Origin of the sequence: Lentzea sp. NPDC059081 (assembly GCF_042738015.1) — a bacterium.
GTDB lineage: Bacteria > Actinomycetota > Actinomycetes > Mycobacteriales > Pseudonocardiaceae > Lentzea.
In genome coordinates this window covers 192,042-207,823 of the sequence record NZ_JBHYGW010000014.1, presented here as the reverse complement: position 1 = coordinate 207,823, position 15,782 = coordinate 192,042, and the positions used below count along the sequence as shown (strand labels likewise).

Below are 15,782 nucleotides of genomic sequence, written 5' to 3'. Positions count from 1 at the left end.
TGTGTGGTGTGTAGGGAACATAGGACACCGGAGAGATTCTCGTCGGCAGTTCTTCTTTCTTTTGTGGGAAGAGTGGAGTCTGGGGTCTTGGCCCCCCCCCCCCCCCCCACTCCGCGTCAGGACCCGAACTCCTCGTCGATCAACGAGAACAGCTCGTCCACCGACGCCGCGTCGACGTCCGTGCCGCCGTGCTGGTCGTCCCGCCACTTCCAGACGAGGCTTTCCAGGCGTGCCATGACCTTCTGGTAGGTCTCGCGGTCCTCGTGGACGAGCGCGAGACCCTGCTCGACCGCGTCCAGACCGGCCAGCACCACCGCCGCGGGACCGTCGTCGCCGACGATCTCGCCGACCAGGTGGGCGGCCAGCGCGACCGGCGTCGGGTGGTCGAACAGCAGCGTGCTCGGCAGCGTCAGCCCGGTCCTGGCGGTGAGCCGGTTGCGCAGCTCGACGGCGGTCAGCGAGTCGACGCCGACCTCCTGGAACCCCCTGGTGGCCTCGATCCGGTCGGTGCCGCGGTGGCCGAGCACGACGGCCAGCTCGGTGCGGACCAGGTCGAGGACCGTCTTGCGGCGGTCCTGCCCGGACAGCGGCACGAGCTGGTCGCGCAACGACACCACGGGTTCGGCGGTGGCGGGTGCGCCGACCAGACCCCGCAGCAACGCCGGCGGGTCCAGCCTCATGGCGTCGAGGTCGAACTTGGCGGGCACCAGCACGGCCTGGTCGCGGTGCCGGGCCGCGTCGAACAGGGCGAGGCCCTCCGCCGCGGACATCGCGAGGACACCGCTGCGCGCCATCCGGTCGAGGTCGGCCTGGCTCACCCTGCCGCCCATCCCCTCGCGCTCGGCCCACAGGCCCCACGCGAGCGACTGACCGGGCAGCCCCGCGGCCCGGCGGCGGCGGGCGATCGCGTCCAGCACGGCGTTGGCGGCCGCGTAGTTGCCCTGGCCGGGTCCGCCGAGCACACCCGACGCCGACGAGAACAGCACGAACGCCGTCAGGTCGTGGTCGCGAGTCAGCTCGTCGAGGTGCAGGGCCGCGTCGACCTTGGCCCGGAACACCCGGTCGATCTGCTGGGGCGTCAAGGATTCGACCACGCCGTCGTCGTTGATCCCGGCGACGTGGACGACCGCCGTGAGCGGGACGCCGGCCAGTGCGGTGCGGAGAGCTTCCTTGTCCGAGACGTCCGCCGCGACGACCTGGACCTCCGCGCCGAGGCCCTGGAGCTCCGCGACGAGGTCGCTCGCTCGCGGGTCCGCGGTGCCGCTTCGGCTGAGCAGCACCAACTTCCGGACGCCGCGCTCCGCCACGAGGTGCCGGGTGAGCAGTGCGCCCAGACCGCCGAACGCGCCGGTGACCAGGACGGTGCCGTCGCCGCCGAAGTCGCCCTCGACCGCCGTCGCCGGTGCGGTCCTGCGCAGCCTCGGCACACGAACTTCGGTGCCGTGCAGGGTGAACCGCGGTTCGTCGACGGGCAGGGCCTCGGGGAGCGAGTCCAGTTCGGCGAGCACGAACCGGCCGGGGTTCTCCAGCTGGGCCGAGGAGATCAGGCCCTGGACGGTGGCGCTGCCGAGGTCGTCCTCCGCGGACGTCACGACCACCAGCTTGGCGGCGGTGAACCGGTCGTCCGCGAGCCAGTCGCGGACCAGCCCGACGGTCCACGCCGCGAGCTCGCGCAGGTCCGGGGTGCTGGGCGCGACGACCGCCACGGTGTCCGGAACCGTCTCCACGGACGCGAGGTCGCTGACGACCGTGACCGGCCGCGTCGGCAGGTCGGCGCGGACCCACTCCAGCTCGAGCAACCAGTCGGGCTGCGACTGCGGAGCGGTCCTGCGGGGCGTCAGCCAGAACCGCTCGCGCTGGAACGGGTAGGTCGGCAGGGCGACGCGACCGGTCTCCGGCACGAACGCCGTCCAGTCGACCGCACCACCCGTGACGTGCACGGTGGAGATCGCGGTGAGCAGCGTCGCGGTCTCCTCGCGATCGCGGCGCAGCACCGGGACGACCACCGCGTCGTCCTCCAGGCAGTTCCTGGTGAGGGCGGCCAGGATGCTGTCCGGCCCCACCTCGACGAACCGGCTGACCCCGGCGGCGGCGAGCGCCCGCACACCGTCGTGGAAGCGGACCGGTTCGCGGACGTGCCGGACCCAGTACTCCGCGTCGGCCAGGTCGGTGGTCAGCAGGCCGGTCACGTTGGAGACGACCGGGATGCGGGGCTCGTGGAACGTCAGTCCGCGGATCGCGGCGCGGAAGTCGTCGAGCATGGCGTCCATGTGCGTGGAGTGGAAGGCGTGCGAGACGCGCAACCGCGAGGTCTTGCGACCGCGCTCCTTCCACTGCTGTTCGACCCGCGTCACGGCGTCGTCGTCACCGGAGATCACGACCGAGTCCGGTCCGTTGATCGCGGCGATCGAGACGCCCTCGGGGATCTCGTCCTCCCTGCCCTGCAACGCGACCATCGCGCCGCCGGCGGGAAGTCGCTGCATGAGCCTGCCGCGGGCCGCGACCAGCACGGCGGCGTCGGCGAGCGAGAGCACCCCGGCGACGTGTGCCGCGGCGACCTCGCCGATCGAGTGGCCGGCGACGAAGTCCGGGCGCATCCCCCACGACTCCAGCAGCCGGAAGAGCGCGACCTCGACCGCGAACAGCGCGGGCTGGGCCCATCCCGTCTGGTCGAGTTCGTCGCCGGTGGTCACGACGTCGGTCAGGCGTTCGTCGAACGCGGCGGAGATCTCGTCCCACGCCCGGGCGAACACCGGGAAGCGTGCGTACAGCTCCCGGCCCATCCCGGGACGCTGAGAACCCTGGCCCGAGAACAGGAACGCGGTCTTGCCCGGTACCACGGCACCGCTGACGAGTCCGGGAACCTCAGTGGTCGAGGCCAGCGCGGTGAGTCCGCCGAGCAGGTCGGCGCGGTTCTCGCCGAACACCACGGCCCGGTGGGCGAGCGTGGCGCGGGAGGTGACCAACGACCTCGCCACCGCGGCCGGGTTCTCCGTGTCCACCGCAGAGGTCAGCCGCGAGGCCTGCTCCGCCAACGCCTCTCGGCTTCCCGCCGACAGGACCAGCGGCGCGATCGTCTCGGGCGCCGGGACGACAGCCGGTCCGTCCGGCGCCTCTTCGATGATCACGTGCGCGTTCGTCCCGCTGACGCCGAACGACGACACGCCAGCTCGGCGCGGGTGTCCGTTGCGTTGCCACGGCTGGGCTTCGTTGAGCAGCGCGACCGCACCCGCCGACCAGTCGACGTGGGTCGACGGCTCGTCGGCGTGCAGGGTCCTGGGCAGCAGGTCGTGGCGCAGCGCGAGGACCATCTTGATCAGTCCGGCGGCACCGGCGGCGGCCTGGGTGTGGCCGATGTTGGACTTCACGGACCCCAGCCACAGCGGCGTTTCCCGGTCCTGGCCGTACGTCGCGAGCAACGCCTGCGCCTCGATCGGGTCGCCCAGCGTCGTGCCGGTGCCGTGCGCCTCGACCGCGTCCACGTCCGCCGGGGTCAGTCCGGCGTCGGCGAGCGCCTTGCGGATGACCCGCTGCTGCGACGGTCCGTTCGGTGCGGTGAGCCCGTTCGACGCGCCGTCCTGGTTCACCGCGGAGCCCCGCACCACCGCCAGCACCTGGTGGCCGTGGCGCTGGGCGTCGGAGAGGCGTTCGACGAGGACCAGGCCCACGCCCTCACCCCAGCCGGTGCCGTCCGCCCCGGCCGAGAACGCCTTGCAGCGCCCGTCCTTCGCGAGTCCGCGCTGCCTGCTGAAGTCGACGAAAGCGTCCGGAGTGGACATCACGGTGACACCACCGGCGATCGCCAGCGAGCACTCGCCCCGGCGAAGCGCCTGCGCGGCGAGGTGCAGTGCCACGAGCGACGACGAACACGCCGTGTCGACGGTGACCGCGGGGCCTTCGAAGCCGAACGTGTAGGCCACCCGGCCGGACACGACGCTCGCCGAGTTGCCGGTGCCGACGTACCCGGCGACGTCCTCGTCGGTGTCCGCCGCGAGGGCCGCGTAGAACTGGCCGTTGGTGCCGGCGAAGACACCGGTGTCGCTGCCGCGCAACGAGACCGGGTCGATGCCCGCCTGTTCGAACAGCTCCCACGACGCCTCCAGCAGGACTCGCTGCTGCGGGTCCATCACCAGTGCCTCGCGCGGCGAGATGCCGAAGAAGTCCGCGTCGAACTCGGCCGCGTCGTAGAGGAACCCGCCCTCGTGGGCGTGCGAGACGCCGGGCCGGTCGGGGTCGGGGTGACGCAGCCGGTCGAGGTCCCAGCCGCGGTCGTCCGGGAAGCCCGAGATGGCGTCACCGCCGGTCGCGAGCAGGTCCCACAGCTGCTCCGGGTTCGTCACGCCGCCGGGGAACCGGCAGCTCAGCGCGACGATCGCGATCGGTTCGTCGACCGGGGCGGTGACGACGGGGGCCGGTGCGACGGCCTCGCCGAGCAGGTCGGTGCGCAGCTGCTCGGCGAGCGCGAGCGGCGTCGGGTAGTCGAACACCAGGGTCGCCGGCAGCCGGTGGCCGGTCTTCTCCAGCAGGGCGTTGCGCAGCTCGACGGCGGTCAGCGAGTCGAAGCCGAGGTCGCGGAACTGCTTGTCCTCCTCGACCGCGGCCGGGTCGTGGTGCCCGAGCACCTGCGCGGCGGCGGACCGGACCAGGTCGAGCAGCTCCCTCGCCTGCTCGGTCGCGCTGCGGCCGTGCAGGCGGTCGGCCCACCGCTCCTCGGCCGGTTCCTCCACGACCTGCTGGGGTGCGGCGGGAAGCGCGGACGTCGAGGCCACGGCGAGCGGCAGCACCGCGGGCTCGCCGTTCAGCGCGGCGTCGAACAGCGCCAGGCCCTGTTCGGTGGCCAACGGCACGAAACCCGAGCGCGTGCCGCGGCGAACGTCCGCTTCGGACAGTCCGCGGGTCATGCCGGTGCGCTCGGCCCACATCCCCCACGCCAACGACACGGCGGGAAGTCCGGCGGCGCGACGGCTGCGGGCCATTGCGTCGAGAACGGAGTTGGCGGCCGCGTAGTTGCCCTGCCCCGGGCCGCCGAAGGTGCCCGCGGCGCCGGAGAACAGCACGAACGCGTCGAGGTCCGCGGCCAGTTCGTGCAGGACGATCGCCGCGTCCACCTTCGGTCGCAGCACCCGGTCGACCTGATCCGGGGTCAGCGAGGTGACCAGACCGTCGTCGACGACACCGGCGGCGTGCACCACGGCCGTGACCCCGTCCAGAACCGCTGCCAGCGCCTGCCGGTCGGCGACGTCGCAGGCCTCGACCCGCACGGTCGCACCCAGGCCCACCAACTCGTCCCGCAGCTCGGTGGCACCGTCGGCGGCGAGCCCGCGCCGGCTGACGAGCACCAGGTCGCGGACGCCGTGGCCGGTGACGAGGTGCCGGGCCACCAAGGCGCCCAGCCCGCTCGTCCCGCCGGTGACCAGCACCTTGCCGCTCAACGTCTTCCTCGGGTGCACCTCGGCCCGGACGAGCTGCGGCACCAGCAGTTGCCCGTCCCGCAGAAGTCCCTGCGGCACGGCACTTGCGGCGATGACGGCGTGGTCGGACGTGGCGTCGCGGTCGAGGAGCGTGATGCGGCCGGGGTGTTCGGACTGCGCGGAACGCATCAGCCCCCACACCGCGGCGTGGGTCAGGTCGTCCGCCATCGCGCCGCGAGTCACCACGACCAGGCGGGTCTCGGCGAGCCGTTCGTCGGCGAGCCAGTCCTGGAGGAGCCGGAGGACGTGCGAGGTGGTGGCGTGCACGGCGTCGGCCGAGCCGCCGGACTCGTCCGCCGCGACGCAGACCAGCACGGTGGCGGGGATTTCCCCGGACGCGCGCAGGGCCGGGAGGTCGGCGTAGGTCGCCGCGCGGGTGCCGGTGAGCTGCCATGCGGTCGTGAGGTCGAGCCGTGGGCCGCCGACGACCGCCCACCGGGTCACGTCCGGCGTTTCCGCCGCCGTGCCGGGCAACCAGTCGAGGCGGTGGTTCCCGGGCTCGGCCGACGACGGCGCGTCGAGCCAGTAACGGGTCCGCTGGAAGGCGTAGGTGGGCAGCTCGGCCGGTTTGGCCTCGGGCAGCAACGCGGTCCAGTCGACGGACTGGCCGTGGACGTACAGCTCGGCCACCGCCGTCAGCAGCGTCTCCGCCTCGGGCCGGTCGCGCCGCACCGCGGGCTGCACGACGGCGCGGTCCTCGTCGACCATCGCCGACAGCGCCGCGTCGGGGCCGACCTCCAGGAACCGGGTGACACCCTCCCCCGCCAGGTACCGCACGCCGTCGTGGAACCGCACGGCCTTCCGGACGTGCCGCACCCAGTACTCGGGCGAGCACGCCTCGTCCGGGGTCAGCAGGCGGCCGGTCACGTTGGACACCACCGGGATCCGCGGCGCGCTGTACTCCAGCCGGGCGGCGACCTCGCGGAACTCGTCGAGCATGCCGTCCATGTGCGCGGAGTGGAACGCGTGCGACACCCGCAGCCGGGAAGTCTTGCGCCCCAGGGAACGCCAGTGCTCCGCGAGCGCGACGACGGCGTCCTCGTCACCCGACAGCACGACCGAGTCGGGGCCGTTCACCGCCGCGATCGAGACTCCGGCGCCGAGCTGGTCGAGCACCTCGGCTTCACTCGCCTGCACGGCGATCATCGCCCCACCCGGCGGGCACTGGCCCATCAAGCGTCCGCGGGCGGAGACCAGAGTCGCGGCGTCGGCCAGGGAGAACACACCGGCCACGTGCGCGGCGGCGATCTCGCCCAGCGAGTGCCCCGCGAGGAAGTCCGGGCGCACACCCCACGACTCCAGCAGCCGGAACAGGGCGACTTCGAACGCGAACAGCGCCGGTTGCGCGTGTTCGGTCTGCACGAGCTGGTCGGCCGGTGGTTCACCGCCCAGCGCCGTGAACGCTTCTCGCCACGCCCGCGCGAACACGGGGAACGCCTCCGCCAGCCCTTCGCCCATGCCGGCACGCTGCGTGCCCTGACCGGAGAACAGGAACGCCGCCCGGCCCTCGGTCGCCCGGCCGGTGCGCACCAGCGGGCCGGTCAGGTCCTCCAGACCGCGGAGCAGCTCGTCGCGGTCGTGACCGAGCACGACGGCCCGGTCCGGCAGCGCGGCACGGGTCGTCACCAGCGCTTGGCCCACCTCGGCCAAGCCCGCCTCGGTGGCCTTCAGCTGGGCGGCCTGGGCGAGCAACGCCTTCTGGCCCTTGGCCGACAGCACCCACGGAACGAGCACCGGCAACGGACCGGGCGTCGGCGCCGGAGCCTCGACGGCTTCGGGCTCCTCCAGGATCACGTGCGCGTTGGTGCCGGACACGCCGAACGCCGACACACCCGCCCGGCGCGGCGAGGTGCCGCGCTCCCACGGTCGTGCCTCGGTGAGCAGCGAGACCGCGCCCGCCGACCAGTCGACGTGCGGGGTCGGCTCGTCGACGTGCAGGGTCTTGGGCAGCAGGCCGTGGCGCAGCGCCAGCACCATCTTGATCAGCCCGGCCATGCCCGCCGCGGCCTGGGTGTGGCCGATGTTCGACTTCACCGAGCCCAGCCAGAGCGGCTTCTCGCGGTTCTGGCCGTAGGTGGCCAGCAACGCCTGCGCCTCGATCGGGTCGCCCAGGACCGTGCCGGTGCCGTGCGCCTCGACGGCGTCCACGTCCGAAGTGGACAGTCCGGCGTCCGCCAGCGCGTCGGTGATCACGCGCTCCTGCGACGGGCCGTTGGGGGCGCTCAGGCCGTTGGACGCGCCGTCCTGGTTGACCGCGCTGCCCCGCACGACGGCGAGCACCTGGTGGCCGTTGCGTCGCGCGTCCGAGAGGCGTTCGAGCATCAGCACGCCGACGCCCTCGCTCCAGCCGGTGCCGTCCGCCGCTCCGGCGAACGCCTTGCAGCGGCCGTCCTCGGCGAGCCCGCGCTGGCGGCTGAACGTGATCAGCGCCTCCGGCGTCGACATCACCATCACGCCGCCGGCCAGTGCCATCGTGCACTCACCGCGTTGCAGGGCCTGGCGGGCCAGGTGCACGGCGACCAGCGACGACGAGCACGCCGTGTCGACGGTGACCGCGGGACCCTCCAGGCCGAACGTGTAGGCGAGCCGGCCGGACATCACGCTCGCGGACGTCCCGGTGATCAGGTAGCCGGGTTCGGCGTCCGGTGCGTGGGCCAGCAGCGAGGCGTAGTCCTGGCCGTTCGTGCCGACGAACACGCCCGTCTTGGTGCCGCGCAGCGTGTCCGGGTCGATCCCGGCCCGTTCGAACGCCTCCCAGGAGGTTTCCAGCAGCACGCGTTGCTGCGGGTCCATCGCGAGGGCCTCGCGCGGGGAGATGCCGAAGAACGCGGCGTCGAAGTCGGGCATGTCCGGCACGAACCCGCCGGCCCTGGCGTGCGAGCGGCGGTGGCCGGACGCGTCGCCGTGGGCCAGTTCGCCGAGGTTCCAGCCCCGGTCGTCGGGGAACTCGCCGATCGCGTCGCCGCCCGCGACCAGCAGCCGCCACAGGTCCTCCGGCGACCGGACGTCACCGGGGAACCGGCAGCTCATGCCGACGATCGCGATCGGGTCGTCGGTGTGGCGCGCGGTCACCGCGACGGGAGCGGCGGCCTGAGCGCCGAACAGCTTGCCGCGCAGGAAGTCCGCGACCGCGCCGGGCGTCGGGCGGTCGAAGATCAGCGTCGTCGGCAACCGCAGGCCGGTGACCTCGTGCAGGCGGTTGCGCAGGTCGACCGCGGTGAGCGAGTCGAAGCCGAGGTCCTTGAACGTCGCCCTGGCGTCCACCGTGGCGGAGCCCGCGTGGCCGAGGACGTCGGCGGCCTGCGTGCGGACCAGGTCCAGCAGGGCCCGGTCGCGGTCGGCCTCGGACAGCGCGGCGAGGCGGTCGGCCAGGGGCAGGGAGGACTCGACCTGCCGGGCGGCCGGGGCCAGGTCGCGCAGCAACGCCGTCAGCACCTCGCCGCGGCTGTCCGTCGAGCGCACGTCCAGGTCGACCGCGACGAGCTGCGCCCGTCCCGCCCGCTGGGCCGCGTCGAACAGGGTGAGGCCGTCTGCCGCGGACAGCGCCGTGATCGCGCCCTTGTCGAGCTTCTGGAACATGTCGTCGTCGACCTGACCACCAGTGCGTTCCGCCCAGAGGCCCCATGCGACGGAGACGGCGGGCAGACCGCGGTCCCGCCGTTGTTGGGCCAGCGCGTCCAGGAACACGTTGGCGGCCGCGTAGTTCGCCTGGCCCGCGGTGCCGAACACACCACCGATAGACGAGAACAGCACGAACTCGTCGAGGTCCATTGTGGACGTCAGCTCGTCCAGGTGCACGGCCGCGTCGACCTTGGGGCGCAGCACGTGGTCGACCTGCTCCGGCGTCAGCGACTCCAGGACGCCGTCGGCGATCAGACCGGCCGCGTGCACGACCATCGTCAACGGGTGCTCGGCCGGGATGCCGGCGAGCACACCGGCGAGGGCCGAGCGGTCCGCGGTGTCGCAGGCGGTGATGGTGACATGCGCGCCGAGGCCGGTCAGGTCCGCGGCGAGGTCCCGTGCGCCTGGGGCTTCTTCACCGCGGCGGCTGACCAGCAGGAGGTGGCGCACGTCCCGTTCGGTGACGAGGTGGCGGGCGACCAGCGCGCCGAGGCCGCCGGTGCCGCCGGTGATCAGGACCGTGCCGTGCGGCTTGAGCGGACGACGCTGCGCCGGGTCGCGCAACCGCACCAGCCGGGGTGCGAGCAGCTGCCCGCCGCGGATCGCGAGCTGCGGTTCGTCCGGGTGCCACGACGACGGCGTGGCGTCGACGTCGAGCACCTGCAGGCGTCCGGGGTGTTCGGACTGCGCGCTGCGCAGCAGGCCCAGGACCGGCGCGGTGACCAGGTCCTCCACCGTCTCGTCCGGTGCGGTGCTCACCGCCCGGCGGGTCACGAGCACGAGTTTCACGGCGTCGAACCGCTCGTCCGCGAGCCAGGTGCGGACCAGGTCGAGGGTGCGGAGCACGGTCGCGCGGACCGCCGCCGGCACGTCACCGGTTTCGGGGCGCAGGGTCAGGAAAACGATCTCCGGCTCCTGCTCGGCGATCGCGTCGAAGTCGGCGTCCTGGTCCACGAACACCGCGCGTCCGGTGGAGATGCCCGTAATCGGCTTCCACTCGACCGCGAAGAGGTTGCGCGGCAATGAGTCCGTGGCCGTGGTGATCTTCAGTTCGTCGACGATGAGCACGACCTCGCCCGAGGGATCGGTCGCCCGCACCGCGACCCCGTCCCCGGCCGGAACGGACTGCACCCACAGCTCGCGGGCGCCGGGCTTGTGCAGCCGGAGACCGCGCCACGAGGACGCGACGGCGTTTCCGTCCGCCACCGCCTCGACCAGCTCGTCCAGCAGGGTGGGATGGATGCCGTATCCACCCGGTTCCTCGCCGGTCAAGGCGATCCGCGTGCCGGTGTCGGGCCAGTCGGCGGTCGGTTCCGGAGCGTCGGCGTTCAGCGTGCCCGTGGCGTGCCGAGTCCATTGAGGATGGTCGTCCTCCGGTGCCGCGTAGATCGCGAGAGGCCGGGCCCCGGACTCGTCCGCCTTGCCGACCCGCACCTGGAACAGCAGGGTCGTCTTCTCCGGCAGCGGCTGCACGACTGTCAGGTCCGCGACGACCGGGCCGGCTTGGAGTGCGAGCTCGGCCAGGGTGGTGTCGTTGGCTCGTCCGCGTCCGGTGAGGACGACGTCGTCGCTGTCGGCGAGACCGAGCTCGGCGGCGAGCAGCGGGTGCCCGGTGGAGCGCAACCCCAGCCCGGCCGCCGACGCGGACCTGGCGCCGACCGGCAGCCAGAACCGTTGCCGCTGGAACGCGTACGGCGGCACGTCGGTCAGCTTCCCGCCCGGCAGCACCACCGCCCAGTCCGGTTCGGCTCCGGCGGCGACGGCCTCGGCGAGCGCGATCCGGAACCGGTCGAGGCCGCCCTCGTCCCGGCGCAACGTGCCGAGCACCGCCGCGTCCGTCTCCTCCAGCGTCTGCGCAACCGACACCGTGAGCACGGGGTGCGGGCTGACCTCGACGAACGTGTCCACGCCCGCGTCGTGCAGCGCTCGCGTGGCGACGTCGAACTGCACGGTCTCGCGCATGTTGCGGAACCAGTAGCCCGCGTCGAGCTCACTGGTGTCGACCTGGCCGCCGGTCACCGTCGAGTAGAACGGCACGGTGGCGGGCCGGGGTCGCACCTCCGCCAGCTCGGCCATCAGCCTGTCCCGCAACCGTTCCACCAGCGCGGTGTGCCCGGCCGAGTTCGCACCGCGGATCCGGCGGACGCGGACCTCGTCGGCTTCCAGCACGTCCGTCAGCTCGTCCATCGCGTCCGGAACACCGGACACGGCAACGGAACCGGGGGCGTTGACGGCGGCGATGCTGATCTTGTCGCCCCACGGCCGGATGCGGTCCAGCACCTCGTCGCGCGGCAGGAACACCACGGCCATCACACCCAGCCCGGACAGGTCCTCCCAGGCCTTGCTGCGCACCGCGATGATCCGCGCCGCGTCCTCGAGGGTCAGGGCTCCCGCCACGTACGCCGCCGCGATCTCGCCCTGGGAGTGGCCGACGACGGCCGAGGGTTCGATGCCGTGCGAGCGCCACAACGCCGTCAGCGACACCATCATCGTGAACAGCGCCGGTTGCACGACGTCGATCCGTCCGACGTCCGGCGATCCGGGCTGCCGGGTCAGCACGTCGAGCAGCGACCAGTCCAGGAAGGGCTCGAACGCCGCCGCGCACTCCCGCACCGACTCGGCGAAGACGGGCGAGGTGGCCAGCAGCTCCTGGGCCATCGCGGGCCACTGCGCGCCCTGGCCGGGGTAGACGAACGCGGTCTTCGTGCCGGCGACACCCGTGAAGACGTTCGACCGGGCGGTGCCGGTGCCCAGGGCGGCGAGGCCGTCGAGGACGTCCTGGGCGCTCCCCAGGACGGCCGCGCGGTGCCGGAAGCGGGACCTGGCGGTGGCGAGGGTGAAGGCGGTGCCCAGGACGTCCGGGGTGGCGGTCAGGTGGGCGTGGAGCCGGGTCGCCTGAGCGCGCACCGCCTCGGGGGTGCGGCCGGAGAGCGGCAGGACGACGGCCTGCGGTTCGGGGGCTTCTGCCGGGGCCACCGCGGTCGGCGGCTGTTCGAGGATCACGTGCGCGTTCGTGCCGCTCACCCCGAACGACGACACGCCAGCCCGGCGCGGACGGTCGCGTTCCGGCCAGGGCGTCGCCTCGGTCAGCAGCCGGACCGCGCCCGCCGTCCAGTCGACGTCGTCGGTGGGGCGGTCGACGTGCAGGGTCCTCGGGAGGGTGCCGTGCCGCATCGCCATGACCATCTTGATGATCCCGGCGATGCCCGCGGCGGCCTGGGTGTGACCGACGTTCGACTTCACCGACCCGAGCAGCAGCGGCTGGCTCGCCGGCCGGTCCTGGCCGTAGGTGGCGAGCAGCGCGCGTGCCTCGATCGGGTCGCCGAGACGGGTGCCGGTGCCGTGGGCCTCGACGGCGTCCACATCGGACGGACCCAGCCCCGCGCTCGCGAGCGCGTCGCGGACGACCTCCTGCTGGGCCAGGCCGCTGGGGGCGGTGAGGCCGTTGCTGGCGCCGTCCTGGTTCAGCGCGGAGCCCTTGACCAGGGCGAGCACCGGGTGGCCGTGCGCCAGCGCGTCGGACAGCCGTTCCAGGACCAGGATTCCGACGCCCTCGGCGAACGCCACACCGTCGGCGTTGGCGGCGAACGGCTTGCTGCGGCCGTCCGGGGCGAGGCCGCGCTGCCGGCTGATGTCGACGAACACGTCCGGCGTCGCCATGACCGAGACACCGCCCGCGACCGCCAGCGTGCTCTCGCCCGACCGCAGCGACTGGCACGCCAGGTGAACGGCCACCAACGACGACGAGCACGCCGTGTCGACGGTGATCGCCGGGCCGGACAGGCCGAGGATGTACGCGAGCCGGCCGGAGACCACGCTGCTCGCGCTGCCGGTGCTGAGGTAGCCCTCCAGCGCGTCCGGCACCTCGCCGACGTGCGACGAGTACTCGTGGAACATCACGCCCGCGAACACGCCGGTCCTGGTGCCGCGCAACGTCGCCGGGTCGATGGTGCCGCGTTCCAGGGCCTCCCAGGCCGTCTCCAGCAGCAGGCGCTGCTGCGGGTCCATGGCGAGCGCCTCGCGCGGGCTGATGCCGAAGAACTCCGCGTCGAACTCCCCCGCGTCGTGCAGGAACCCGCCGTGCCGCACGTACGTCGTGCCCGGCCGGGAGCGCTCGGGGTCGAAGATCGCGTCGACGTCCCAGCCGCGGTCGGCGGGGAACTCGGTGATCGCGTCCACCTCACCGGCGACGAGGGTCCACAGCTCCTCGGCGGACGTGACGCCGCCGGGATAACGGCAGCTCATGGAAACGATGGCGATCGGCTCGTCGTCCCGTTGCCGTTGCCGGGGCTTCGCTTCCGCGGCCGGCTGATCGGTGCCGAGGTGGCGGGCCAGCAGGGCGGCGCTCGGGTGCTCGAACGCGACGGTGGCCGGCAGCGGCAGACCGGTGGCGGCCATCAGCCGGGCGCGCAGCTCGACCGCGCTCGCCGAGGTGAGGCCGAGGTCGCGGAACGCGCGGTCGGCGTCGACGGCGGTCGCGTCCCGCAGGCCGAGGACGTCGGCGACCTCGGTGCGGACCAGGCGCAGCAGCGTCTCGCTGTCGAGCGCCGAGAAGGTGGAACCGGCGAGACCGCGCAACGACTCCGGGATCTCGTCCGCACGGCCGCGCAACGCCGCGGTGTTCAGCGCCAGGGCGACCAGCACCGGTTCGGGCACGCCACGTGCAGTGTCGAACAACGCCAGGAAGTCCTCTGTGGACATCGCCTCGACACCGAGATCAGGTCGTGCCGCCGAACTCCACGCGAGGGCGGTGCCGGCCAGTCCCCTGGCCTGCCGGTCGAGTGCGATCGTGGTCGCGGTGGAGTCGAGCGAGTCCAGGGCCAGCGGGGTGAGCATGATGAACGCCTGGACGTCGCCGTGCAGCGCGTCGAGTGCCCGCAGACCTGCCTCGTCACCGCCGACGTGCACCACCGCGGTCACGTCGTCAGCCGTGGAGCCCACCACGACGTGCTCGGCGCCGTGCTTCTCGGCCAGCCGCCCGGCCACCAGCTCCGCGAGCTCCTGGTCGTCCCCTGCCACGAGAACCACGCCGGACAACGGCGTCACCACGACCTCGGGCGCGTCGAGCACGCGCACCAGCCGCCCGGACTCGACGCCGAACAGCCAGTCGTGGCGGGCGGCGGCCGTGGCCGCGAGACGGGCCGGCCGCTGCACCAGCAGTCGCCGCTGGACCTTGCCCGACGCCGTCCGAGGAACCGCGCCGATCTCGTAGACCTCCGCCGGAACCTTGTGGTGCGCCAGCAGTTCCCGGCACCGGGCGAAGATCTCCACCGGGTCCGGCCTGCCCTGCGACGACGGCACCACGTACACCGCGGGCACCTCGCCGAGCACCTCGTGCGGCCGGCCGGCCACCGCGACGTCGGCCACGAACGACACCTTGCGGACGACGTCCTCGATCTCGGCGGGGTGGATGTTCTCCCCGCCGCGGATGACGAGCTCCTTGATCCGGCCGCTGATCGTCAGCGCGCCGGACGCGTCCTGCCGGGCCAGGTCGCCGGTGCGGTACCAGCCGTCGCGCAGCGCGGCGGCCGTCGCCTCCTCCTGGCCGTGGTAGCCGGCCATGACGTTCGGCCCGCTGACCCAGACCTCGCCCTCCTCCCCGGTCGCGCGGTCACGGCCCGTCTCCTGGTCGACGATCCGCACCGACAGACCGGGCACCGGCCGTCCGCAGGAGTCGGCGACCCACTCCGCGTCCGGCGGGTTCATCGTGATCGCGCCGCACGTCTCGGTGCTGCCGTAGCTGTCGACGAGCCCGATGCCGTACGCGCCGCGGAACGCCTCCTTCAACGCGGGCGACGCCACCGCGCCCGTCACCAGCCCCGCACGCAACGACGACAGCGCGGACCGGTCCTGACCCGACGCCGCCAGCAGGTGGTGGTACATCGTCGGCACGCCGGCGAGGAACGTGCTCTTCTCCCGCCGGATCGCGTCGAGCACCTCGTCCGCGGCGAACCCGCTGAGGATGTGCGCCGACGCCCCGACCGCGAGCACGCCGTGCACCAGGAAGACGTGCGCGAGCGAGTGGAACAACGGCAGCGGCCACAGCACCCGGTCGTCGCCGGAGAGGCCGAGCACCGGCGCGTAGGCGGACGCGATGGACCACAGGCAGTTGCGCTGGCTCGACAGCACGCCCTTGGGGCTGCCGGTGGTGCCGGACGTGTAGAGCATCCACGCGATGTCGTCCAGGCCGAGGGAGTCACGGGCGTCGTGCGCGGGCACGGTCGACGCGAGCTGTTCGTAGTCCTCGCCGACCGTCACGACGGCGATGTCCTCACGGCCGCGGACCAGATGTCCCCAGCGCTCCAGACCGTGCCGGTCGGTGAACACGAGCCGGGCCCCGCTGTCCCGCAGCAGGTACGCGATCTCGGGCTCGGCCAGTCGCGCGTCGACCGGAACGCCGATCGCACCGGCCCGGTGGGCGGCGTAGTAGCACTCGATCGCCTCCACGCCGTCCCGCAGGCAGATCAGGACCCGGTCGCCCGGCCGCACGCCGAGCCCGGCCAGGTGCCCGGCCAGCCGCCGGGTACGCCCGGCGAGCGCGGCGTAGGTGACCGAGCGGCGCGCGTCGGAGAAGGCGATCTTCTCCCCGTGCGCCTCCGCCTGAGCCTCCAGCAGCTCGGCGATCGGCCGGATCAGGTCAGTGCGGAGCATGCGGATCCCTTTCGCCACGTGGTCCGCCACCGCGGCGAC

1 protein-coding gene is annotated in these 15,782 nt (G+C 73.2%); it reads right to left on the bottom strand.

The features are described from left to right. Positions 1-116 precede the first annotated feature (116 nt). Complete coding sequence (locus ACFWV3_RS28180) at positions 117-15,743, bottom strand: SDR family NAD(P)-dependent oxidoreductase (protein ID WP_382415343.1); 15,627 nt, start codon at positions 15,741-15,743, stop codon at positions 117-119. Positions 15,744-15,782: the final 39 nt, after the last annotated feature.

Bases quoted from the DNA above. Each gene is read 5' to 3' on its own strand.
- ACFWV3_RS28180 (WP_382415343.1), bottom strand. From the start codon at position 15,743: ATGCTCCGCACTGACCTGATCCGGCCGATCGCCGAGCTGCTGGAGGCT.